Here is a 24362-nt window from a genome sequence, read left to right on the forward strand (position 1 = left end):
ATTTTTGCAAGCCTATCCTTCGCCCAAACTTAACCGGAGGATTCCCATGCAAGAGCTCACCCATTATCTGAACGGCGAACATGTCAAAGGCACGTCGGGCCGTTTTGCTGACGTTTTCAACCCTGCCACCGGCGAAGTGCAGGCAAAATGCCCCCTCGCCAACGAGGCCGAGATGGACCAGGCGGTTAAATACGCCATGGCCGCACAGCCCGCATGGGCCGCTGTGAACCCGCAGCGCCGCGCACGTGTGATGATGAAATTCGTCGACCTGCTGAACCGCGACATGGACAAATTGGCCGAGGCCCTGTCCCGCGAGCACGGCAAAACCCTTCCCGACGCCGCAGGCGACGTGCAGCGCGGGCTTGAGGTCGTTGAATATTGCATCGGCGCGCCTGAACTGCTGAAAGGTGACTACACCGACAGCGCCGGCCCCGGCATCGACATGTATTCCATGCGCCAGCCCTTGGGTGTCTCCGCCGGCATCACGCCGTTCAACTTCCCTGCCATGATCCCGATGTGGATGTTCGCGCCTGCCATCGTCTGCGGCAATGCGTTCATCCTCAAACCGTCCGAGCGTGACCCCTCTGTTCCGCTGATGCTGGCCGAACTGCTGGAAGAAGCAGGCCTGCCCAAAGGCATCATTCAGGTCGTTAACGGCGACAAGGAAGCCGTTGATGCGATCTTGCACCACCCTGTAATCCAGTCGGTTGGCTTTGTTGGCTCAACCCCGATTGCCGAATATATCTATGGCACGGGCTGTGCGAATGGTAAGCGCGTTCAATGCTTTGGCGGTGCCAAGAACCACATGATCATCATGCCGGACGCCGATCTGGATCAAGCCGCCGACGCGCTGATCGGTGCGGGTTACGGTGCGGCTGGCGAACGCTGCATGGCGATTTCCGTGGCCGTCCCTGTCGGTGACGAAACCGCCGACCGTCTGATCGAGAAACTGATCCCACGCATCGAAAAACTGAAAGTCGGGCCTTACTCCTCGGGTAATGATGTCGACTATGGCCCGGTCGTTACAGCGGCGGCCAAGGCGAACATCGAACGTCTGGTACAAACCGGTATCGACCAGGGCGCGACCTTGGTCGTCGATGGCCGTGACTTCAAACTTCAAGGCTATGAAGACGGCTTTTTCGTCGGGCCGCACCTGTTTGATAACGTCACGAAAGACATGGACATCTACAAGCACGAGATTTTCGGCCCAGTGCTGTCCACCGTGCGCGCCAAAACCTACGAAGAGGCGCTTGGCCTTGCGATGGATCACGAGATGGGCAACGGCACCGCGATCTTTACCCGTGACGGTGACGCCGCGCGTGATTTCGCGAACCGCATCAATGTGGGCATGATCGGCATCAACGTGCCAATCCCTGTGCCGCTGGCGTATCACACCTTTGGCGGCTGGAAAAAATCCGTCTTTGGCGATCTTAACCAGCACGGGCCCGATGCGTTCAAATTCTACACACGCACCAAGACCGTGACCTCGCGCTGGCCATCAGGCATCAAAGAAGGCGGCGAGTTCAACTTTAAACCGATGGAATAATCCATCTGCTGCGGGGGCCATGGCCCCCGCAGACCGCTTGCGCCCTGTGCAGGCTTTGCTATAATTAAACGAACGTTCAATTCGACCGATCTTGGGAGGGATCATCGCTATGGATTTCGCACTTTCCGAAGAACAATCCGCCATCTTCGACATGGCTTACGGCTTTGGCCAAGAAAATATTGCCCCCTTCGCGCGGCAATGGGAAAAAGACGAAACCATCCCCAAGGAAATCTGGCCCAAAATTGCCGAACTCGGCTTTGGCGGCTTGTATGTGTCTGAAGACGCAGGCGGATCTGGCCTGTCGCGGCTTGACGCGACGCTGGTGTTCGAAGCCCTCAGCATGGCCTGCCCGTCGGTTGCGGCATTCCTGTCGATCCACAACATGTGCGCCAAAATGCTCGACAGCTTTGCCAGCGACGAATTGAAATCGCGGATCATGGACGATGTATTGTCGATGAACACCGTGCTCAGCTATTGCTTGACCGAACCCGGATCAGGCTCCGACGCCGCAGCGCTCAAAACCCGATGCGACCGCACGAATGATGGCTATACCTTGAACGGGACCAAGGCGTTTATCTCGGGCGGCGGGTATTCCGACGCCTATGTTGCCATGGTGCGCACCTCTGATGATGGGGCGGCGGGTGTATCCACAGTCTTTGTCGAGGACGGTACAGCGGGTCTGTCGTTCGGCGGGCTTGAGGATAAAATGGGCTGGCGCAGCCAACCAACCTCGCAAGTTCAATTCGATGATTGCACCATCCCCGCCGGTAATCTGGTGGGCGAAGAAGGCAAAGGTTTCAAATACGCGATGATGGGTCTGGATGGCGGGCGTTTGAACATCGCCGCCTGTTCCTTGGGGGCCGCGCAAACCGCGCTGACCTCGACCCTGACCTACATGGGTGACCGCAAGGCGTTTGGCAAATCTATCGACCAGTTCCAAGGGCTGCAATGGCGTCTCGCGGATATGGAGATCGAGCTGCAAGCCGCCCGCGTCTTCCTGCGTCAAGCCGCATGGAAGCTGGATAACGGCGCGCCCGACGCGACCAAGTTCTGTGCCATGGCGAAGAAATTCGTGACTGAAACCGGCAGCAAGGTCGTCGATCAATGTCTGCAACTGCATGGCGGCTATGGCTATCTGGCAGATTACGGGATCGAAAAGCTGGTGCGCGATCTGCGAGTGCATCAGATCCTCGAGGGCACAAACGAGATTATGCGCGTGATTGTCGCCCGTGACATGCTGAAGAACAGATGAGCGATATTTCCATCCGCATCACGGGCCGCGGCGGTCGGATCACCCTGACCCGCCCCCACGCGCTGAACGCGTTAACCTACGAGATGTGTCTGGCCATCGAAGATGCATTCGATGCGTGGCGCGACAATAACACTGTTGATCTGATCGTGCTGGACGCCGAGGGCGATCGCGCCTTTTGTTCGGGCGGTGATATTGCCGAACTTTATGCTACAGGCACCAAGGGTGATTACGCCTATGGCCGCAAGTTCTGGGCTGATGAATACCGGCTGAATGCCAAGATTTTCGCCTATCCCAAGCCTGTCGTGTCCTTCCTGCAAGGGTTCACCATGGGCGGCGGTGTTGGCCTTGGCTGTCACGGATCGCACCGCGTTGTCGGTGAAACCAGCCAGATTGCGATGCCCGAATGCGGGATCGGTTTACTGCCCGATGTTGGCGGCACATTGATGCTGGCGCTGGCACCGGGACGCATGGGTGAATATCTGGGCACCACCGCCACCCGGATGAGCGCCGAAGATGCGATTTACGCAGGATTTGCAGATAGTTACGTTCCACAGTTACAGTGGAAAACCGTAATCGAGGCGCTCGAGACCTCTGGCGATGTTGCGGCCATTGACGCGGCCAAAATCGCGCCGCCCGCGTCCGAGCTGGAGGTTGTGCAAGACCAGATAGACACGCTGTTTGATGGCGAAACCCTAGGCGATGTGCTGAACAACCTGCGCATCAAAGACAGCCCGTTCGCGCAGGAATGTCTCAAGAAAATGGGCAGGATGAGCCCCCTCGCCATGGCAAGCACCATCGAGGCCATTCACCGTCTGCGCGGCCCGTCCCTGAGCATCGAAAAGGCGTTGGATCTGGAATACCGGTTTACCTTTCGCGCGATGGAGCATGGCGATTTTCTGGAAGGTATTCGCGCGGCGATCATCGACAAAGACCGTAGCCCCAGCTGGCAATATGCCGATATGAACGTCCCCCTTGCCACGGTGGCCACGATGCTGAAACCCTTGGGCCAAGACGCCCTGACACTGGAGAGAACGAGATGAGCATGAAGATAGGTTTCATTGGGCTCGGCAATATGGGTGCGCCCATGGCGTCCAATCTGGCCAAGGCCGGGCATCAGGTCACCGGGTTTGACGTGGCCGGCACAAAAGCCGAGGGCGTCGCCGTCGCCGCCGATCTTGAGGGTGCTGTCACAGGCATGGATGTCGTGATCACCATGTTGCCAAACGGGTCGATCCTGCGTCAGGTCGCGGCCCAAGCGATCCCGCATATGGACAAGGGCGCGCTATTTATTGACTGCTCGACCGTGGATGTGGAAAGCGCTAAGAACACCTCAGAAGCCGCTGAAGACGCTGGGATTTTTGCGGTTGACGCCCCTGTATCCGGTGGTATCGGTGGGGCCGCTGGCGGGACGCTTACCTTCATGGCAGGCGGGTCCGAAGCAGCATTTGCCAAAGCGAAACCATTGTTCGATATCATGGGCCAAAAGGCCGTGCATTGTGGTGATGCAGGCGCGGGCCAAGCGGCGAAAATCTGTAATAACATGATCCTTGGCGTCACGATGATCGCCACCTGCGAAGCCTTTGCACTGGCCGATAAACTGGGCCTCGACCGTCAGAAAATGTTCGACGTGGTCAGCACATCGTCGGGCTATAGCTGGTCGATGAACGCCTATTGCCCTGCCCCCGGTGTCGGCCCCACCTCGCCCGCCGACAATGGCTATGCGCCCGGATTTGCAGCTGAATTGATGCTCAAGGATTTGGGGTTGTCGCAACAAGCCGCCGAGATGGCCAATGCCGACACACCAATGGGCGAATTGGCCCGCGCCCTTTATACACAGTTTGTCGAGGATGAAGGCGGACTAGGCAAGGATTTCTCGGCGATGTTGCCCCGGTTTGAAAAACGCAATCGCGGCGACTAAACCCAACTGCCTCACATGATATCAAGCAGTATCCCGCCGGAAAAATAAACCGACGGGAACTTTGCGCCGCACCGTTATGTTTTTATCGAGCATAACAAACGGGAAATATCATGAGAAACCTGATTATCGTCGCTGGTGCAGTTGCGGCCTGCCTGTCAATTGTACCGGCAGCCCAAGCTGCCCCTGCAGGGCACGCTGTAGCGCGATCTATTGCACACAGTAAGACATCCAACGCGAAGGTGGTGTTGATCAAAAATGACAACCACCGTGACACGCGAAAAACCGATAACCGGCAGGTGTCGCACGACCGTGATAACGTCAAAAACGGGCACAGCAACAACGGCCACAATAATCGCCGCTACGCCAAGGGTGACAAAGTGGTCAACTATGTCGTGGTTGAACAGCCGCACCGCTACGGACTGAAGCGTTATAATCGCTACGTCCAGAACAACGGCTATGTCTATGCGGTTGATCCAAGGACCAATGACGTGTTGGCCCTGATCGGCCTTGCGTCCAGGCTGCTGAACTAAGCGAAAGGCCCCGACTTTAACGGTCGGGGCTTTTTCTATGTCTATTCAGCGGCAACCTTACGCGGTGACAACATCGGCTTGAGGTAATGGCCCGTGTGGCTTTCCGCGATCTCGGCGACCTGTTCAGGTGTGCCGGTGGCCACCACACGACCGCCGCCATCGCCGCCCTCGGGGCCGATGTCGATGATGTGGTCTGCGGTTTTCACCACATCAAGGTTATGTTCGATCACAACGACCGAATTGCCCTGATCGACCAGTTCATGCAGCACCTCCAATAGCTTGCGCACGTCCTCGAAATGCAGACCCGTTGTCGGTTCGTCCAGAATATACAGCGTCCGGCCCGTGGACCGCTTGCTGAGTTCCTTGGACAGCTTGACGCGCTGCGCCTCGCCCCCTGACAGGGTCGTGGCCTGCTGGCCCACCTTGATGTAGCCAAGCCCGACGCGCATGAGGGCATCCATTTTCTCGCGAATGCTGGGCACCGCGGCAAAGAATGTTTGCGCGTCTTCCACGGTCATATCCAACACGTCCGCGATGGATTTGCCTTTGAACTTCACCTCAAGGGTTTCGCGGTTATACCGCTTGCCCTTACAGGTTTCGCATTCGACATATACGTCCGGCAGAAAGTGCATTTCGATCTTGATGACGCCGTCACCTTGACACGCTTCGCAGCGCCCGCCCTTGACGTTAAAGCTAAAGCGCCCGGGCTTGTAGCCACGCGCCTTGGCCTCGGGCAGGCCCGCGAACCAGTCGCGGATCGGCGTAAACGCCCCCGTATAGGTAGCAGGGTTCGACCGTGGCGTGCGCCCGATGGGGCGCTGGTCGATATCGATCACCTTGTCCAGATGTTCGAGACCCTTGATCGTTTCACAAGGGGCAGGTGTTTGCCGCGCACCGTTCAGGTTCATCGACGCGGTTTTGAACAGGGTTTCAATGGTCAACGTCGATTTGCCGCCGCCCGACACACCGGTCACGCAAACAAACTGCCCCAAGGGGAAATCGACGGTGACGTTCTGAAGGTTGTTCCCCGTCGCTTTGACGACCTTGATCTTTTTCTTGTTGCCCTTGCGCCGTTTGGCGGGCACCGAAATCTCGCGTTTGCCGGTCAGGTATTGGCCCGTCAGCGAATTGGGGTCGTTGGCCACATGTTCGGGGGTGCCGTGGCTGACAACCTGCCCGCCATGAACACCCGCACCCGGACCGATGTCGAAAACATAATCGGCCTCGCGGATCGCTTCTTCGTCATGTTCGACGACGATCACGGTGTTGCCTTGGTCGCGCAGGTTTTTCAACGTCAACAGCAGGCGGTCATTGTCGCGCTGGTGCAACCCGATAGAGGGCTCATCAAGAACATAGAGAACCCCTGTCAGCCCCGACCCGATTTGAGAGGCCAACCGGATGCGCTGGCTTTCGCCGCCACTTAATGTACCACTTGAACGTGCCAGCGTAAGATATTCTAATCCCACATTATTTAGAAACCCAAGACGTTCACGAATTTCCTTGAGAATGGCACGGGCGATCTCGTTTTTCTGCACGGTCAGTACGTCGGGAACAGTGTTGCACCAATCGAACGCTTCGCGGATCGACATTTGCACAACTTGACCTGCGTGCAGGCGCTCTTCGGGTTTGCCGTCGACCGGACCGATCTTTACGGCGAGGGCTTCGGGGCGCAGGCGGTAGCCTTCGCAGGTGCCACAGGGGCGGTTGTTCTGGTAGCGCTCGAATTCTTCGCGGATCCAGTTGCTGTCCGTCTCGCGATAGCGGCGTTCCATGTTGGGGATGACGCCTTCAAAGACGCGGCTAACCTCGTAGACACGACCGCCCTCGTCATAGCGAAACTTGATCTCTTCCTTGCCGGAACCGCGCAAAAACACCTGCTGCACATTTTCAGGCAGGTCTTTCCATTTGGTGTTTTTGTTAAAGTCGTAGTGCTTGGCGATGGCTTCGATGGTTTGCAGGAAATAGGGCGACTTACCCTTGCGCCATGGGGCCAAGGCGCCATCGTAAATCTTGAGGTTTTGATCTGGCACGACAAGCCGTTCATCAAAGAACAGTTCCTTGCCCAAGCCGTCACAAGACGGGCACGCGCCAAAAGGGGCGTTAAAGGAAAACAACCGCGGTTCAATCTCGGGGATGGTGAAACCGCTGACCGGACAGGCGAATTTCTCGCTAAAGGTATGGCGCTCGGGCTCGCCTTCGGCGGGGGCCGTTTCAAGGACCGAGATTCCGTCGGCCAGATCAAGAGCTGTCCGCAAACTGTCGGCGAGCCGCGTCTCAAGCCCCTCGCGGACCACGATCCGGTCGACAACGACGTCAATGTCATGGCGGAATTTCTTGTCCAGCGTTGGTGGCTCGTCCAGCTCGTAAAACTCGCCGTTAACCTTAACGCGCTGGAAACCCTGCTTGCGCAGCTCAAGGAATTCTTTGCGGTATTCGCCTTTGCGGTCGCGCACGATGGGGGCCAGCAGATAGGCGCGTGTCCCCTCCTCCATTGTCATGATCCGGTCGACCATGTCCTGAACTTGCTGCGCCTCGATGGGTTTGCCGGTGGCGGGGCTGTAGGGCGTGCCGACGCGGGCAAACAGCAGGCGCATATAATCGTAAATCTCGGTGACGGTGCCGACGGTCGAACGGGGGTTCTTCGACGTGGTTTTCTGTTCAATCGAGATTGCCGGCGACAGGCCACTGATGTGGTCCACATCGGGTTTCTGCATCATATCAAGGAATTGCCGGGCATAAGCGCTGAGCGATTCCACATAACGGCGTTGCCCTTCGGCATAGATCGTATCGAACGCCAGCGAGGATTTACCCGAACCAGACAGGCCCGTGATCACCACCAGCTTGTCGCGCGGAATATCCACGTCGATGTTTTTCAAATTATGCTCGCGCGCGCCGCGGACTTCGATGTTTTTCAGCTCAGCCATATCAGACCCCCATTACCAATTGGTACATAGGCGGATGGCGTCGATTTTCCAATAGAAAAGTGAGAACGTACAGGGAACGTTAACCCCGATTGCGTATACGACCCAAAATCAGATGCGCACAAAGCCCCAGAAGACACGCAATAGCCGCCACAATCGGCATTCCCGCGTAGCCAAAGCCAAGCAGGACAGCCGCAATCACCGGTGTGCCCAGCGTGTTGCCAAGGTTGCCCATCTGCGCCATCGCCCCGTTTGACTGGGCCTGACTGCTGGCGGTGCCGTTTAGTTGCGGCACCGTGGCAAAGCTTGACCCTTGCACCAGCCCCAAGGCGGCGGCCAATGCCAGACAGGCCAACGGGGCACCGGGTGCCGCCCACAGCCACACCAGACATAGGGCCGACGCACCAAAGCCCAGTTCGACCACTTGAACTGCAGGAATACGTCCCAGCAGCCAGACACCTAGCGTCATCGACACGATGATGCTTACGATCGGCATCGCGGCAAGGATCATGTTGCGCAGTTCGGGTGCCAGATATGGCGGCAGAACCGTCAGGATGGACACAAAACAGAAGGTATAGAAAAACCAGCCCGCAGCGGGCGCGCCAATACTGGGCGAGCGGTAAATCGTGACATGGTCGCGCAGAATTTGGCGCAGGTTCAGGGTGGGCTGCGGCCCTTCGGGTGGAAGACGCTTTAGGCTGATTGATAAATAGATAGCAAAAACAGCCATATAAATAGCATGCGCAAGGAAAAGCGCCGGGACGCCGAACCCCGCGACCAATGGCCTGCCGAATAGAGATAGAACAGCAAAGGCCACGCCAAAGAACGTTCCCCAAAGTGACAGGGTCAGCCCGCGGTCCTTTGGGGCGCTAAGTTGCGCGATCAGTGTCGGTGCGGCCACCACGATGGCCAGATGCGATGCACCTTCGACCACGCGGCTGGCCAACAGTAGTGGCAAACCGGGCAAAAGCGCCTGAAACGCCGACATCCCAGCCCCGACCCAAAGCGCCCAGATCAACGCCCGCCGGTACCGCACCCGCGCCACGACCAGCCCCGCCACGACACCGAATATGATACCGACCACCCCAACCAGCGAAACGACAAAGCCCAATGTGGCCCCTGCCTCGGGATAGATTTCCGGCAGCGTATCGTAAACCACGCTAACCTTGCCGTATTGCGCAGCCGACCCCAAGCCAGCGCCCCAAAGGGCGAATATCAACGGGAATGGCGTTTTCATGGTTGGATCACCTTGGGGGAATCAGGTTTTTTGCGCCAAGGCCCAAGCACAGATGGGCATATCCGGGTCATTGCTGATATCATCGGTCGCTTCGTCATATTCGGGGGGCCATTTTTCTTCCATGTTGCGCAGGGCGGCGTTGCGGTTGCCCCATTGGCTGGCTTGGATGGCGTTTTCTTCAAACCCGCATTCGATCAGCAGGTTTTTGAGGCCCCGCGCAGACCAGCGCGAATTATCCGCAGGGGCCGCGTGAAATGGCACGAAAAACGGCACGGCAACCCAGAAATGCCCGCCTTTTTTCAGCATACGGCGTACGTTTTTGGTCGCGGCATAGGGCCGATCCAGATGCTCCCAAACCTGATTGGCCAGGATCAGATCAAACTTGCACGGGCGGTCCAGCTGTTTGTCCATAACCGGCCCGGCGCAGATATCATATTCGGGATAGCGGAATTGTTCGTAGGATTTGAAATCGAACATCTCGCCCCATTTCCCCGATATTTCAGCAACATCAAGCTGCTGCGGGATGAGGTTCTGGATCATCCGGCGGGATGCCGGGCCCATGACGACGCGATTTAGACTTACCATATGCAATCTATGGCAGGGGTGCGCCACCCCGTCCAGAACGGAATGGCGCGGGTGGTTTTTACATGTGGATGACTTTGCCGTAAGCGTCGAGAACGGCCTCGTGCATCATCTCGGACAGGGTCGGATGCGGGAAAACGGTGTTCATCAGGTCTTCCTCGGTTGTTTCCAACTGACGGCCCACGACATAGCCCTGGATCAGTTCGGTCACTTCGGCACCGACCATATGCGCGCCCAGCAATTCGCCGGTTTTCGCGTCAAACACGGTTTTGATCATGCCCTCGGGTTCGCCCAATGCAATTGCCTTGCCGTTGCCGATAAACGGGAAGCGGCCGACTTTGATCTCGAAGCCCAGTTCCTTGGCCTTGGCCTCGGTATAGCCGACCGATGCAATCTGCGGGTGGCAATAGGTACAACCGGCGATGGATTCGGGCTTCACCGGATGCGCGTGTTTGCCCGCGATCAATTCGGCCACCATGACGCCCTCGTGAGACGCCTTATGCGCCAACCACGGGGCACCGGCGATGTCACCAATCGCATAAAGACCGTCAACGCCCGTGCGGCAATATTCATCGGTCACAACATGGGTGCGGTCGACTTTGACGCCCATTTCCTCAAGGCCCAGATCTTCGACGTTGCCGACGATGCCCACGGCGGAAATCACAGTGTCAAACTCTTGTTTCTCGACCTTGCCGCCGATTTCGATATGGGCCGTAACCTTGTCAGCCGCGCGGTCCAGCTGTTTGACAACAGCCTTTTGCATGATCTTCATGCCCTGCTTTTCAAACTGCTTTTTGGCGAATTTGCTGATCTCTTCATCTTCGACGGGCAGGATGCGGTCCATCACCTCGACGACGGTCGTGTCTGCGCCCAAAGTGTTGTAAAAACTGGCGAATTCGATGCCAATCGCACCCGATCCAATGACCAGCAGCTTTTTCGGCATATGGGGTGGATCCAGCGCGTCTTTGTACATCCAGACACGTTTTCCATCTGCCTCAAGTCCCGGCAGGTTGCGCGCCCGTGCGCCAGTGGCCAGCACGATATTTTTGGCGGTCAGGTCTTCGCTGCCCTTGTCGGTTTTCACCGAAACCTTGCCCTTACCGGCAAGTTTCGCGGTGCCCATAAACACGGTAACCTTGTTCTTTTTCATCAGATGGCCGATGCCGCCCGAAAGCTGCCCCGCAACCTTGCGCGAGCGTTTTACGACAGCATCCAGATCATAGCCGATATTGTCTGCTTTCAGGCCGAATTCCTTGGCCCGGTGCATCAGGTGGAACACTTCGGATGACCGCAGCAGCGCCTTGGTCGGGATGCAGCCCCAATTCAGACAGATACCCCCCAAATGCTCGCGTTCGACAATGGCCACGGACAGCCCCAGCTGCGCACCACGGATCGCGGCGACATAGCCGCCCGGCCCGGCACCGATCACGATCAGATCAAAGGATTTTTCAGCCATAGGGAAACCTCGCGGCATAGAAGAGAAAATATAGTTTAACGGTAAACTATATCAATCCTCACAGCAACCGCGAGATTACCTCAAACTGCGCAGGTCTCTTAGGCGGCTTCAGCCTCCAATGCGCGCACGGTGCTGCCATACCCGCCATCGTCAATATAGGATTGTTCATGCGTGGTGCTGTGCCTGTCCAGCGCCTCGTTGCGGTAGGGAAAGCGGCCAAAGTCACGGATCACTTTGCGGTGCGCGCGGGCATGCAGCATATTGGTGGAACTGGCCGACATCCGCTCGCAAATCAGACGCACACAGCGGTCTTGGTCCATCAGGTTTTCGGAATGCATCAACGGCAGATAAAAGAACTGACGCGCGGGCGGGTCAATCCGCATATCCCAACCTTTGTGGATTGCCGACTTGGCCGCTGCCAGCGAAATTGCGTCAGAGGAAAACGCACGCCCCTGCCCGCGGAACATGTTGCGGGGAAACTGATCGGTCAGGATGATATAGGCCAAGGCTCCGGTCGGATGTGTCAGCCAGAGAGAGAACTTGCCGTCGCAGGCGTCTTCCCAGGTGGTTAGAAAGCGGTCCCGGATCTCCTGATCAAAAGCATCATCAACCGCGTACCACTTTTCCTCTCCGGCATCATCAAGCCAGAATTTCAGTATTTCCTCGGGGCCAATCACATCATGTTCCTTTGCCTACCCAATAGATAAATATAGATAACGTCGAATATGAAAACTTTGGAACTCAAGTTTTGCAACAAAAACGTCACAAAACCCACGACTAAGCGGCGTTTTCCTCGGCTTGCTCATTTTCGACGGCGTATTCATGGGCAACTTCGACCGCCAACGCCGTTGTGGCTGGCGAAAACGGGACATACTGGCTGGTCACGTCTGTCGCAATCGACGGACGCACCGTGGCACGGTAGAACGCATAGATTGCCAAGGCAGCAAAAAGCACTGCGGTAAAGAGATAGAAGCCCCCCGGACCAAGCGCTGTGCCCATCATCCAACCGGTAATGATCGGGCCCATAATTGCCCCTAACCCGTTGATAAACAACATTCCACCTGATGCTGCGGCCATGTCTTCTAGTTCAAGGAAATCGTTCGTGTGGGCGATCAGCAAGGAATAAAGAGGGTTCGACATCCCCCCCACCACAAAGGCGGATACCAACAAAATAGGGAACATGTGACCCATCATCATACCCAATATTGAACCGGCAAAACCAATCGCTGCTGTAATCACAATCAACAAGCGGCGGTCCATCCGGTCGGACATCCAGCCGATGGGATATTGCAGCAGCATGGAGCCGACAAAAAACACCGCCACAAAGATCGAAATTTGCGCGACAGTGAGCCCTGCCTCGGCCCCGTAAACGGAGGCCATGCCAAATTGCGCCGAAAAGACGCCACCCAGCAAAAACATCCCCACACAGCCCAAGGGGGACACGGTCATCAGGCTGCTCAGGCTCATGGGTTTGGTGGTGTCAAAGGCCGGTGTGGGGCTAACCGCCAACAAAATCGGCGTGACGGCAAGGCTGACCAACACGGATGGAATGACGAACAATACAAACCCCGACGGATCAGCGGTCAGCAGCAAGGCCTGCGCGATCACGATACCGGCCGTTTGAACAATCATATACAGCGACAGCGCCTGACCGCGGTTTTCATTGGTGGCCGCGTTGTTCAGCCAGCTTTCTGCGGTGACATAGACCACCGAAAAGCAGAACCCGATCAACACCCGGCCCAGCGACCAGACCACGATATTGGGGAACGTTGGGTACAGGATCATCACAGCAGAAATCAGCGATGCAACAGCGGCAAAGACACGCACATGGCCGACGCGCCGGATCATGCCGGGGGCCATGCGTGACCCGCCCAGGAAACCCGCAAAATAGGCCGACATAACGATGGACATCTGGAAGGTGGAAAAGTCTTCGATGCCGCCGCGAATACCCAACAGGGTACCCTGCATGCCGTTGCCGATCATCAGCAAGCACATACCCAACAAAAGCGCCCATACGCTGGTAAAAACCTTAAACATCCGCCGAATCCTATTGCAATCTTCGCCCCTCCCTGACGGGGTTCAGCGCATAAGTCATCCCTTTGAACGACACTCAGGCGGTTTTTTGCGCCTTAGGCAAAAGCAATGACGCATCACCGTAGGAAAAGAACCGATAATTCGATTCAATCGCATGGGTATAGAGCGTCTTTATCGCGTCTTGGCCCATCAGCGCGGCAACCAGCATCATCAGGGTTGATTTGGGCAGGTGGAAGTTCGTCATCAGCGCATCGGCGACGTTGAATTCAAAACCCGGCGTGATGAAGATATCGGTGTCGCCTTCCCACGGCTGGATTGCCCCGCTGCGTCCAGCTGTTTCAATCAGGCGCAGGGCCGTGGTGCCGACGGGAATAATGCGCCCGCCAGCGGCCTTGGTGGCCGCGATTTCCGACGCCGCTTGGGCGCTGACCTGCCCCCATTCGCTGTGCATCTTATGCTCTGATATATCGTCTACCTTGACCGGCAGGAACGTACCCGCGCCAACATGCAAGGTCACATGGGTGAACGCCACCCCGATCTGCGCCAATTGCGCTAGCAGCGCCTCGTCAAAGTGCAGCGATGCTGTGGGGGCTGCAACAGCCCCTTTGTTGCGGGCGAAAACCGTCTGGTAATCCGTCATGTCTTGGGCATCGGCGGGGCGTTTCGCGGCAATATAGGGCGGCAAGGGCATCGCACCCGCCGCATTCAATGCGCGGTCAAAATCATCCCCTGCACAGTTAAAACGCAGATGCCCCTGACCATCTTCCACGGCCTCAAGGGTCGCACGCAGATCATCGCTGAACACGACCCCTTCGCCGATCTTCAGCTTTTTCAACGGCTTGATCAGCGCGGCCCAAGTACCATCAGCACGCGGCTCCAGCAATGTGACCTCAATCCGGGCCTGCACCGGCCCTTGGGCGCTGTCGCGGTGACGCTGGCCGTTTAGGCGCGCGGGAATAACGCGGGTGTCGTTCAACACCAGCCTATCGCCTGCGCGCAGCCAGTCGGGCAGATCGCTGACCCGTTTGTCGTACAGCACAGGGCCATCGGCCACCAGTAAACGTGCAGATGTACGCGGCACCGCCGGACGTGTGGCGATCAGCCGATCGGGCAGATCAAAATCAAAATCACTTAGTTTCATGGCTGCCGCTTACCGCCCCTGATACGGTGTCACAACCGGTTTTTGCGGCGCGGCGGGCACGGGCGCTGCTGTCTCCCCCTCAACCGGCGGCAAGGCCGGGGCGGGCGCACGCAGGATATCACGAAGGAATCCAGGTGCCAGCGCGGACAGCGGATTGACCGACACATCAGGGTTTTCCGCAGTGCCGCCCAAACTGTAGTTAAAGCCGAGCAACCCCTCGCCTTTGCGGGTCAGGAAACTGCCAAGACCGTTCAGCAGATATACCGGAGAAATCACCCCCTGCAGCGCCATGCGGCCCGTGTCGGTGGCAAACACCCCGTCCATCGAGATGCCCAGCGACGCGCCTGTGGCGCTTGCTTCGGTCAGGGTCACGCGGTTGGGGGTCATTCGAAAATCAGCCTCGACCGTATCGAAATAGATGCCATCGCCGTTCAGCTCGTTCACCAAGCCCACGACTGAGACGGCATTTACCAGCGCGGCAATCGCCGGGGCGTCTTGGATTGTCACATCGGTAATCTGCGCGCGCCCATCAAAGGCACCGCCCGTCCCCACAGGCATCAACGTCAGCGTCAGATTTCCGCCACGCACTTGCTTTACCATATTCGCAGACCGCAGCACGCCGCCCGCATCAGCCGAAACCAGCTGGATCGCGCTGCGGCCGTTTTTCGGGGCGACCCGTCCGGACACGGGCGTGCCGCCGTTCAGATTGGCCTCGAACCGCCCATCGAGGCCCCACGCCATGTCGAACTGGCCGCGCATATTGGTCAGGGCGATCTTGTCGGTGACCTGAAGCCGGTCCAGCTGCAACAACATCGGTGGGCCTTTGACGCCGCTGGGTTTTGACGTGCCAAATTCGGCGCGGCGCAGATCAAGGCGGCCACCGCGCACCACAACCTGCACAGGCTTGCCCGCGCCCTGCCCCACCAGATCGACAGGGATATCCAGCCAGTTTCCAACCGTCAGCGTGTCAAACCGCGCCCTGTCCAGCCCGCCGGTATTGGCCAGTTTCACCGATCCCTTGGCCGTCAGCCCCGCGGCTTTCGCCTCGATCAGATCAATCTGTGGCGCAGTGCCCAGCTTGCCCGACACCTCGAGCGCCCCTTTGGTGCCAGCGGGTTTTGTCCAGCCCAGTTGCGGCACGTTCAGACGCAGCCCTTGCAAGTCAGAAGTGACGGAGAACGAAGGCACGCGCCCCTTGGGCAAATCCAACGCAAACCAAGCGCGCCCGCTGCCCGATACAGTGCCGGGCGGCAGTTGGATGTTGAATTGGTCAAGGGTGTTCTGGCTCAGCACGATATCGGCCCGTACCTCGCTTGTCGCGTCAGGGCGGCCCAGCGGTTGTGACCACCCGCCATCAAATGCCACACCATCCACATTGCCCTGCCCCTTGATCGTGATGTTGTCGTTGGATGCAACCAGTGACATTTTATCCGCCGACAGCCTGTGACCCTTGACCAAAATATCACTTTGGACGTCGTGCAGTTCACCGTCGAAGTCAAAAATCGTCAGCTTCGGGTCCGCCCCCTTTTTGATCGGAAAGGATAACGTGCCTGAAAAATCTGCCGTCCCTTGGGCCAGCGCCACCGGCAGGTTCGCCTTGTCCATCGCGTTCAGCGGCGGCAGGTTCAGCAAGGCCAGCACCGCCTCAACCGGGGCGCTGCTGTTTAGCCTGACGATCCCCGGAGGGGTGTCTTTGATCCTGACATCGGGCATAATAAACGACGAACCACGGATCATCACATCGCCGCCTTGGGGGGCAGTGATCCGCCCCGTATCGACCGATGCAACAAAGCGGTTTTTCAGCAGGCTCGCGTGCCCGTTTGCGTTTTTCAGATGCGGCATGCTGCGCAAAAAACGCGCCTCGGTGTCGTTGAAATCAAACGCAAGATAGACGTCCGGCGGCGTGTCCGGCCCTAGGCGAAATGCGACATCCACATCCGTAAGCGTGCCCGCATATATGTTTTCAGCGACCCATTTACGGGTTTTAGGTTTCACGTTCTCCGGCCACAGCTCAAGCACACGTTCGGGCAAAATTTCGTTCAACCCCGCATCCAGCGCCACCTGCCAACCGTCCGGTCCGGCATCCAGCGCGCCACTGACATTCAGCGTTGTATCGGCATCATGAATATCCATCCGGCCCACCGTCACACTGAACGGGTTCAGCTTGATCTGCACGTCCAGATCGGCCCCCTCGATGGTAATGGGCGCGGCGTACAGATCCGCAGGGTTCGCCACCAGTTCGCGCATCCGGATTTGCGCGGTCAGATCGCTTAGCTTGCCGTTCTCCAGCCCGCCGATTGAGGCATCACCCTCGATCCGGCCTGACACCCATTGGCTAGAGACCGACAGCTCGTCAAATTGCAGCAATTGTTGATCAGGGTGATAGCTGAAATAGCTGCGGACCCCGTCAAAAGGGATCGGCTTGGCCGTGGCGTTCGGCTGCACCACGCCGCTGCCGATTTGCAAAGACGCATTGAGCGGCTCAAAGCTGCCGTCGTTATCAATGCTGCTGCGGACCGACCCGGATATCGGCGCGCGCAACACCTTTAGCCACGCAAACGCAGGGCTTTGCACCGCGATGTCGCCTGCATCCACGCCATCAAACGTCACGCCGAACTGCGCGGCGGTGTCGCCCAAGGTGCTGGTATAGTTCGCGGCCAAGGTGGCCACGTCTGCCCCACCGCCCAACACGGCAAGGTCAGCCGAGATGCGCAGGGTGTCGCCGTCACGGTTCAAGCGCAACCGCCCGCCATCCGCCGTCCAGACCCGCGCCGACTGCAAATCGGAATAGCTCAGGGTCAGCGCACGGACATCGACCGACCGCAACCGCGACAACGCTGGCAATTGTAGCAGTTGATCCAGCTGACCGATCAGTTGCGGCATTGTGGCCGCACGCCGCTCTGCCGGGGCGGTTGCGGTGCTGGCGCGCAGGGCGACGCGGCCATCAAGGTCACGCCGTAAATCCGCAACGATCCCCGACAGCGCTAAATCGCGCAGCTTGATCTGACCTTGCAACAGACCGCGGGTTGAAAAACTGGCACGGACCTCGCGAAATGCCGCAAGCTCGGCCCCCTCCGAGGTCAATATCGACACGTCTTGCAACCGGATACGTGGCCGCCAGCCGTCGTCGACAATCAGCACCATTTCGCCGAACTCGACCCGAGTGGTCGGCAAATCCTGCGCCATACGTGCTTCAATGCGGGCTTCGATCCAGTGGGGCACAACGATGGGGCTGCGGATCATATACAGCGCGGTACCAACGACCGCCGCCACGCATAGCACGATAAACAGCAACGACCATTTGGTCGCCTGCCACAGACGTTTTGATTTTTTTACCGGGGTGCCGGCGGTTTCGTCTGACATGATCGTCCGTTTTCAAGGCACAAGGGCTTTAAGTTCCGCCGTGCTGTTCTACTATGCCACTCTAAGATAAGCCTTCCAATACAATAGAAAGTGCCCCATGCCAGAAATTTCCCAACCGGCCCCCGATTTTACAGCCCCCGTGACCGGCGGCGGCACCGTGAGCCTGTCAGGCCTGCGCGGCAAATCCGTTGTTTTGTATTTCTACCCCCGCGATGACACCCCCGGCTGCACAAAAGAGGCGATCGGCTTTTCCGAGCATCTGCAGGCGTTCAAGGATGCCGGTGCCGAGGTGTACGGCATATCCCGCGATACAATGGCGAAGCACGACAAATTCACCGCCAAACACGAATTGACAGTGCCGTTGCTGGCGGATGAAGACGGCAGCCTGACCGAAAGCTATGGCGTCTGGGTTGAAAAGAACATGTATGGCAAGAAATCCATGGGCATTGAACGCGCGACGTTTTTGATTGATGCCGAAGGGAATATCGCGCGGATCTGGCGCAAGGTCAAAGTCCCCGGCCACGTCGAAGAGGTGCTGGAAGCGGTGCTAGCGCTATGATGCCGCTGGCGCAAATGGCCGAAGCGGTGCTGCGCACGGCAGATGGCCGCGAAAAAACCGCGCTATCGCATGGGTTTGCAGCCGAATGGCGGGCCGCCCGAGACGCAGGCGAAACGCCAGAAATCGGCACCGCCAACCCACCGATGCAGCCCGCACGGCCCGCAAAGCCGGAGCTGCTGTCGCCCCGTGATGTGCCCCACCGCAAGCCCGGATCGCCCGAGGGGCGCATCGCCTTGTTGCATGCTGTGGCCCATATCGAATTGAACGCCGTTGACCTGCATTGGGACATTATCGCACGGTTCACCGACATAAAAATGCCCATCGGGTTTTATGATGATTGGGTCAAAGCTGCGGATGAGGAATCCAAACATTTCAACCTGATGTGTGATTGTCTTGAGGCATTGGGCAGCCATTACGGTGCCCTGCCAGCGCACGCGGGCATGTGGCGCGCAGCCGAGGATACGGCGGATGATTTCATGGGCCGCCTGGCGGTCGTTCCCATGGTGCTTGAGGCGCGCGGCCTGGATGTGACGCCCAACATGATCAAGATATTCAAACAGGCAAAAGCCACCCAAGCCGTTGAAGCGCTTGAGACAATCTATGCCGAAGAGGTCGCACATGTGGCTTATGGGTCGAAATGGTTCCACTTTCTGTGCGGGCGGCACGAAATGGACCCGAAAGATGCGTTTCACGGCCTTGTGCGCAAGTATTTCCACGGGGTGCTCAAGCCGCCCTTTAACGAAGAAAAGCGCGCCGATGCCGGTATTCCGCCAGATTTCTACTGGCCGTTAACCGAAACTGCGTGAATAGGATCTAATAAGTTGTTGAATAGGCGGTTTTTTGCCAACACTTTTGGTAAACCATTCAAAAACCGCCCATCCAAGGGCAACAGGCTTGCCCGCCCCGATGCCCTTGGCTAAGCAGTTCGAATGTGAACGGCACCGTGATCGCAAGACAAGAGCGCCGACGCATAACATGGAGACGATCAAGGGATAGCGGAACGTGCGTACGAGGTTGGCGATTAAGATCCATTCGGTGTTGGAACGATATTTTCCAGAACGCCGCGTTTTTTTGAAATCAGATTCCGATACGCGTTTTATCCGCCTTAGACCTGTCACCCAACTCTTTGCTTTTGCGGGCTGTTCTGCCCTTGTGGCCTGGGCGATTATCGCGACTGCGATCTTGCTGATGGACAGCATCGGGTCTGGCAATTTTCGCGAACAAGCCAAACGTGACCAAAGCACATATCAGGCCCGCCTGTCCGATCTGTCCGCGCAGCGCAATGGCCGCGCCGAGGAAGCGGCCGCCGCGCAAGAACGCTTTAACGCGGCGCTGAAACAAATCTCGATCATGCAATCTGAATTGCTGTCTTCGGAAACACACCGCCGCGAACTGGAAACCGGGATCGAAGTGATCCAGTCGACCCTGCGCGACACCATGAAAGAACGCGAAGCCGCCCGTGTTAAGCTGGCCGCCATCGAAGGCAACGCAGCCAAAACCGGTGCTGCAAATGCGCAAACGGCGGCGTCTTCTGCCCCGATCAGTATTTTGGCAGATGCCCTTGCCCGCACCGCGCAAGAACGTGATCAGGTTGTGATCGACGCCCAAGACGCGCTGCTTCAGGCCGAAGAGCTGACGCAGGAACTGGCGTTAATGCGTGATCAGAACGATGCCATTTTCCGTCAGCTCGAAGAGGCGATGACCGTGTCGGTGGCCCCGTTGGACAAGATGTTCCGCAGTGCAGGCATGCCCACAGACCGGATGCTGGAAACCGTGCGGCGCGGGTATTCGGGCCAAGGCGGCCCGCTGATGCCGCTTAGTTTCTCCACCCGTGGCGAAGAGCAATCACCTGACACATTGCGCGCTAACCGCCTGTTAAATCAGATGGATCGGTTGAACATGTACCGGATCGCCGCGCAAAAAGCGCCCTTTGCGACACCGGTTAAAAACGCCTTTCGCTTTACCAGCCAGTTCGGCTTTCGCCGCGACCCCAAGACCGGCGGGCGGCGTATGCACAACGGTGTCGACTTTGCTGCAGGCAACGGTACACCGCTTTATTCGACGGCAGACGGTGTTGTGACGCACGCCGGCTGGAGCTCAGGATATGGTCGACTCGTCAAGATACAGCATGAGTTCGGCGTCGAGACACGATATGCGCATATGTCAAAAATGCGCGTGAAAACTGGCCAAAGGGTATCGCGCGGACAGCATATTGGTGATATGGGAGCCTCAGGACGGGTAACCGGTGTTCACCTTCACTATGAAGTCCGTATTGGTGGCAAGGCTGTAAATCCCATGATCTTTATTAAGGCTGCAAACGATGTTTTCTAAAAGCAAAATCAACGATCCCGCCCCCAAATCAGACGCATCTGCGTCGGATGCAACGGTGCCTTCCACGGCCGCGGCCCCTGCCGCAACAAAACCGAACGAGTTCAAAGCAAGCGCCCCAAAGGCCAAGCCGCCTGCGTCGGTCCTGTCGTCTGATTTGCACGTAACAGGCAACATGAAAACAACCGGCGACATTCAGGTCGAAGGCACAGTCGAGGGCGACATTCGCGCGCATCTGCTGACCATCGGCGAGACCGCAACAATCAAAGGCGAAGTGATTGCCGATGATGTTGTGATCAACGGCCGCATCGTGGGCCGCGTCCGTGGCCTGAAGGTTCGCCTGACATCGACAGCACGGGTCGAGGGTGACATCATCCACAAGACCATCGCGATCGAAAGCGGTGCGCATTTCGAAGGCTCCGTTCAGCGTCAGGACGACCCGCTGAACCCGGGTTCAAAATCCGCACCTGTGCAAAAGCCAAACCCGGCTTCCTAAGCTTTCACGCATTCAGTAATTCGGCGGGCATTGCAGGCAACTGCGGTGCCCGTTTTCGTTTCCGGTGCCCCGTAGCGATTAATCCGTTCGCCAAAACGAAGCGGGGCGGACCTTTCAGCCCACCCCGATAAACGTCATTCATAGTGACCAGATCAATCAGTAACGGTGACCGTTTTCATCATGTCAGGCGTGCCGGTAACAGCGCCGTTGCCGCCTGTGCCACGCTTGATCGCGTCCAGCACGTCAAGGCCTTCGGTGACTTTGCCCACAACTGTATACTGCCCGTTCAGGAAATGACCTGCGTCGAACATGATAAAGAATTGCGAGTTTGCTGAATCGGGGTTTTGGCTGCGCGCCATGCCCACGATGCCACGATCAAACGGCAGGTCCGAAAACTCGGCCGGCAGGTCGTCCATTTCTGAACCACCCATGCCCGCGCGCGCGCTGTCGCCACCGGCCTTGCCGTATTGGACATCACCGGTTTGCGCCATGAAGCCGTCGATCACGCGGTGAAACACCACGCCATCATAGGCCCCTGCCTTGGCCAGCGCCGCAAGGCGGGCGGCATGCTGGGGGGCCACGTCTTCGAGCAGGTCAATCTTGATCACGCCTTGGGCTTCGCCATCGACGGTGATTTCAAGCCCGCTGGCGAATGCCGCGCTGCCCATCAAGACTGTCGCAAGGGTAGCTGCGAAAAGCTTACGCATCTGCGGCAACTTTCACGCTGATCATGCGGTCAGGGTTCGCAGGCGGCTCGCCACGGGTGATCGCATCAACATGTTCCATGCCGGAAATGACCTGACCGTAAACGGTGTATTGACCGTTCAGGAAATCATTGTCCTTGAAGTTGATAAAGAACTGGCTGTTGGCGCTGTCTGGGTTGGCAGAACGTGCAGCACCGATGCTGCCACGTGCATGCGGCACCTTGGAGAATTCCGCAGGTACGTTTGGCAGATCAGATCCACCTGTCCCGGCAGCACGCAAGTTAAAGTTATCTTCCATGTTGCCGTTGGCCACGTCACCTGTCTGCGCCATGAAACCTTCGATCACGCGGTGGAATGCCACGTTGTCATACTTGCCCGCACGGGCCAGTTCTTTCATACGCTCAACATGCTTTGGTGCCAGATCCGGCAGCAGTTGAATTGTGACGGTACCGCCCGTAAGCTCCATCAGGATCGTGTTTTCTGGGTCTTTGATCTCGGCCATGCCGCTCTCCTATTCATAAATCATTACGTGTTACCTAAGACGACTTGCGGCAATTGCCAAGCAGGTGCATTGACCCCGCGCGCGATAACGGCAAAACACTGTGCCAACTGCGGAATGGATCGGGGAACATACGATGGGCTGGAAAACACTGGATGACATGGACCTGCGCGGCAAGCGGGTGCTGGTACGGGTCGATATCAATGTACCCGTCGAAAATGGACGGGTGACAGATGACACGCGCATCCGGCGGATCGTCCCGACCGTGCATGATATTCTGGAAAAAGGTGGCAAGCCGATCCTGCTCGCGCATTTTGGCCGCCCCAAAGGCAAGCGCGTTCAAGACCTGAGCCTGTTGGTGGTGAAACCCGCCCTTGAGGCTGCCCTTGCCCGCAAGGTGGTTCTGGCCGAAACGCTGGAAGCCGCCGAGACCGGCACAGACGAGATCAAGGCTGCAGATGTGGTGTTGCTGGAGAATATCCGCTTTTACCCCGGCGAGACCGCCAATGACCCCGACTTTGCGCAACGTCTGGCGGGTTTGGGCGATATCTATTGCAACGATGCGTTTTCGGCAGCGCACCGGGCGCATGCATCAACCGAAGCACTGGCGCGGCTACTGCCCGCCTGCGCGGGGCGTCTGATGCAAGCAGAGCTGTCTGCGCTAGAGGCCGCGTTGGCCAAGCCCGAGCGCCCTGTTGGCGCGGTCGTGGGCGGGGCCAAGGTATCAACCAAGATCGAGCTGCTGGAAAACCTTGTGAACCGGCTGGACCTGCTGGTGATCGGCGGGGGCATGGCGAACACGTTCTTGGCAGCCATGGGCGCACAACTGGGCAAATCCCTGTCAGAGCCCAATTTTTATGGCACAGCAAAAGACATCATGGCGCAGGCTGACAAAGCGGGCTGCCGCGTCTTGCTGCCCGTTGACGGGTTGGTGGCGCGCGAATTTGCAGCAGGTGCCGATCACGAAGTGATCCAGCTGGGCCCCGACACGGTGCTGGATATTGATCAGATGGTTCTAGACGCCGGCCCCAATACCGTTGAGCTGGTCAAAGACGCTTTTGCCGGGTTGAAGACACTGATCTGGAACGGCCCCATGGGTGCGTTCGAGATCGCCCCCTTTGACACGGGCACCGTGGCCGCAGCGCAAGAGGCAGCACAGCTGACCCGCGATGGGGCGTTGATTTCAGTTGCTGGCGGCGGTGACACCGTGGCGGCGCTGAACCAAGCCGGCGCTGCAGACGATTTCACCTACATCTCGACCGCAGGCGGTGCATTTTTGGAATGGATGGAAGGCAAGACATTGCCGGGTGTGGCTGCTTTGGGCGGGTAGACGTTTTCTTTGAAAGAAAACGCCCCGGAATTTTTGAAGAATTCCGCCTGCGCATTTTGTGATCAGATTTTTACCAAAAACGAATCACAGGGGATTCCCTTTGCGAATCACCTGTGCCATACTTGGGATACGTCCAGTAAGAGACGGCTTGAGGCAGACCTAGATGAACCGCACCACCCGCCCCGCATTCGGCACCGTATTGTTTTTCTCGATCGCATTCGGGCTGGCAATGTATTTCGCATTCGCCGCCGTGCAGGGGAATTTCGGCCTGTTTCGCCGCGCCGAGATTCTGGCCGAAGCGCAAGACCTCAAGACGCAGCTGGATCAGGTCCAAACCGATGTGGCCCGCATGGAGAACCTTACCGCGCGCCTGTCGGACGACTATCTTGACCTCGACCTGCTGGATGAACAAACCCGCAAGGTACTGGGTATGATCCGCGCCGACGAGATCGTCATCCGCTAACTT

The 24362-nt window shown here is 57.8% G+C and carries 21 protein-coding genes; 11 read left to right on the forward strand and 10 right to left on the reverse strand.

The window, feature by feature from the left end; all coding sequences use genetic code 11:
- Positions 1 to 46: 46 nt before the first annotated feature.
- The 5 genes from KZZ06_RS13505 to KZZ06_RS13525 all read left to right on the forward strand — a co-directional run bounded on the left by KZZ06_RS13505 (position 47) and on the right by KZZ06_RS13525 (position 5246).
- Positions 47 to 1546 (forward strand): CoA-acylating methylmalonate-semialdehyde dehydrogenase, encoded by a 1500-nt coding sequence (locus tag KZZ06_RS13505; RefSeq protein WP_219580645.1) that lies wholly within the window; start codon positions 47 to 49, stop codon positions 1544 to 1546.
- A gap of 109 nt (positions 1547 to 1655) precedes the next feature.
- The gene (locus KZZ06_RS13510) at positions 1656 to 2798 is read left to right on the forward strand and encodes an acyl-CoA dehydrogenase family protein (protein ID WP_219580646.1); all 1143 of its coding nucleotides are present in this window, start codon (positions 1656 to 1658) and stop codon (positions 2796 to 2798) included.
- Complete coding sequence (locus tag KZZ06_RS13515; RefSeq protein ID WP_219580647.1) at positions 2795 to 3838, forward strand: enoyl-CoA hydratase/isomerase family protein; 1044 nt, start codon at positions 2795 to 2797, stop codon at positions 3836 to 3838. The genes KZZ06_RS13510 and KZZ06_RS13515 overlap by 4 nt, the downstream gene beginning before the upstream one ends.
- Positions 3839 to 3840: 2 nt before the next feature.
- On the forward strand, positions 3841 to 4716 hold the full coding sequence (gene mmsB / locus KZZ06_RS13520) for a 3-hydroxyisobutyrate dehydrogenase (RefSeq protein WP_219580648.1): 876 nt from the start codon (positions 3841 to 3843) through the stop codon (positions 4714 to 4716).
- 110 nt (positions 4717 to 4826) lie between these two features.
- Positions 4827 to 5246 (forward strand): hypothetical protein, encoded by a 420-nt coding sequence (locus tag KZZ06_RS13525; RefSeq protein ID WP_219580649.1) that lies wholly within the window; start codon positions 4827 to 4829, stop codon positions 5244 to 5246.
- Positions 5247 to 5287: 41 nt separating this feature from the next.
- On the opposite strand, the gene uvrA is transcribed toward KZZ06_RS13525, so the two are convergent.
- The 8 genes from uvrA to KZZ06_RS13565 all read right to left on the reverse strand — a co-directional run bounded on the left by uvrA (position 5288) and on the right by KZZ06_RS13565 (position 17980).
- Positions 5288 to 8170 carry an excinuclease ABC subunit UvrA gene (gene uvrA / locus KZZ06_RS13530; protein ID WP_219580650.1) on the reverse strand — a complete coding sequence of 961 codons (2883 nt, stop codon included), beginning with the start codon at positions 8168 to 8170 and terminating at the stop codon, positions 5288 to 5290.
- Positions 8171 to 8249: 79 nt separating this feature from the next.
- Entirely contained in the window at positions 8250 to 9404 is a 1155-nt protein-coding gene (locus KZZ06_RS13535) for an MFS transporter (RefSeq protein WP_219580651.1), read from the reverse strand.
- 21 nt (positions 9405 to 9425) lie between these two features.
- Entirely contained in the window at positions 9426 to 9989 is a 564-nt protein-coding gene (locus KZZ06_RS13540) for a class I SAM-dependent methyltransferase (RefSeq protein ID WP_219580652.1), read from the reverse strand.
- A 58-nt stretch (positions 9990 to 10047) separates the two neighbouring features.
- Entirely contained in the window at positions 10048 to 11442 is a 1395-nt protein-coding gene (gene lpdA / locus KZZ06_RS13545) for a dihydrolipoyl dehydrogenase (RefSeq protein WP_219580653.1), read from the reverse strand.
- A gap of 98 nt (positions 11443 to 11540) precedes the next feature.
- On the reverse strand, positions 11541 to 12119 hold the full coding sequence (locus KZZ06_RS13550; protein ID WP_219580654.1) for a DUF924 family protein: 579 nt from the start codon (positions 12117 to 12119) through the stop codon (positions 11541 to 11543).
- Between the two features lie 100 nt (positions 12120 to 12219).
- Positions 12220 to 13479 carry an MFS transporter gene (locus KZZ06_RS13555; protein ID WP_219580655.1) on the reverse strand — a complete coding sequence of 420 codons (1260 nt, stop codon included), beginning with the start codon at positions 13477 to 13479 and terminating at the stop codon, positions 12220 to 12222.
- Between the two features lie 73 nt (positions 13480 to 13552).
- Positions 13553 to 14617 (reverse strand): tRNA preQ1(34) S-adenosylmethionine ribosyltransferase-isomerase QueA, encoded by a 1065-nt coding sequence (queA, locus tag KZZ06_RS13560; protein WP_219580656.1) that lies wholly within the window; start codon positions 14615 to 14617, stop codon positions 13553 to 13555.
- 9 nt (positions 14618 to 14626) lie between these two features.
- A complete protein-coding gene (locus KZZ06_RS13565; protein WP_219580657.1) occupies positions 14627 to 17980 on the reverse strand; it encodes a DUF3971 domain-containing protein in 3354 nt (1117 codons plus the stop codon).
- A gap of 97 nt (positions 17981 to 18077) precedes the next feature.
- Between KZZ06_RS13565 and KZZ06_RS13570 the strand changes: the two genes are divergently transcribed.
- The 4 genes from KZZ06_RS13570 to KZZ06_RS13585 all read left to right on the forward strand — a co-directional run bounded on the left by KZZ06_RS13570 (position 18078) and on the right by KZZ06_RS13585 (position 21363).
- Entirely contained in the window at positions 18078 to 18539 is a 462-nt protein-coding gene (locus KZZ06_RS13570) for a peroxiredoxin (RefSeq protein WP_219580658.1), read from the forward strand.
- A complete protein-coding gene (locus KZZ06_RS13575) occupies positions 18536 to 19345 on the forward strand; it encodes a ferritin-like domain-containing protein (protein WP_219580659.1) in 810 nt (269 codons plus the stop codon). Before KZZ06_RS13570 ends, KZZ06_RS13575 begins: the two co-directional genes overlap by 4 nt.
- Before the next feature lie 196 nt (positions 19346 to 19541).
- Positions 19542 to 20870 carry a DUF5930 domain-containing protein gene (locus tag KZZ06_RS13580; RefSeq protein ID WP_219580660.1) on the forward strand — a complete coding sequence of 443 codons (1329 nt, stop codon included), beginning with the start codon at positions 19542 to 19544 and terminating at the stop codon, positions 20868 to 20870.
- Positions 20860 to 21363: a polymer-forming cytoskeletal protein gene (locus tag KZZ06_RS13585; RefSeq protein WP_219580661.1), complete on the forward strand. Its 504-nt coding sequence runs from the start codon at positions 20860 to 20862 to the stop codon at positions 21361 to 21363. Before KZZ06_RS13580 ends, KZZ06_RS13585 begins: the two co-directional genes overlap by 11 nt.
- 152 nt (positions 21364 to 21515) lie before the next feature.
- Here KZZ06_RS13585 and KZZ06_RS13590 read toward each other — a convergent pair whose 3' ends face one another.
- A complete protein-coding gene (locus KZZ06_RS13590; protein ID WP_219580662.1) occupies positions 21516 to 22070 on the reverse strand; it encodes a peptidylprolyl isomerase in 555 nt (184 codons plus the stop codon).
- Complete coding sequence (locus KZZ06_RS13595) at positions 22063 to 22569, reverse strand: peptidylprolyl isomerase (protein WP_219580663.1); 507 nt, start codon at positions 22567 to 22569, stop codon at positions 22063 to 22065. Before KZZ06_RS13595 ends, KZZ06_RS13590 begins: the two co-directional genes overlap by 8 nt.
- A gap of 133 nt (positions 22570 to 22702) precedes the next feature.
- Between KZZ06_RS13595 and pgk the strand changes: the two genes are divergently transcribed.
- Together pgk and KZZ06_RS13605 are read left to right on the forward strand one after the other, a co-directional pair.
- On the forward strand, positions 22703 to 23896 hold the full coding sequence (pgk, locus tag KZZ06_RS13600; protein WP_219580664.1) for a phosphoglycerate kinase: 1194 nt from the start codon (positions 22703 to 22705) through the stop codon (positions 23894 to 23896).
- A gap of 163 nt (positions 23897 to 24059) precedes the next feature.
- Positions 24060 to 24359, forward strand: coding sequence for a septum formation initiator family protein (locus tag KZZ06_RS13605; RefSeq protein WP_219580665.1), 300 nt, complete (start codon positions 24060 to 24062; stop codon positions 24357 to 24359).
- Positions 24360 to 24362: the final 3 nt, after the last annotated feature.

Source organism: Sulfitobacter sp. CW3 (assembly GCF_019392245.1).
GTDB lineage: Bacteria > Pseudomonadota > Alphaproteobacteria > Rhodobacterales > Rhodobacteraceae > Sulfitobacter.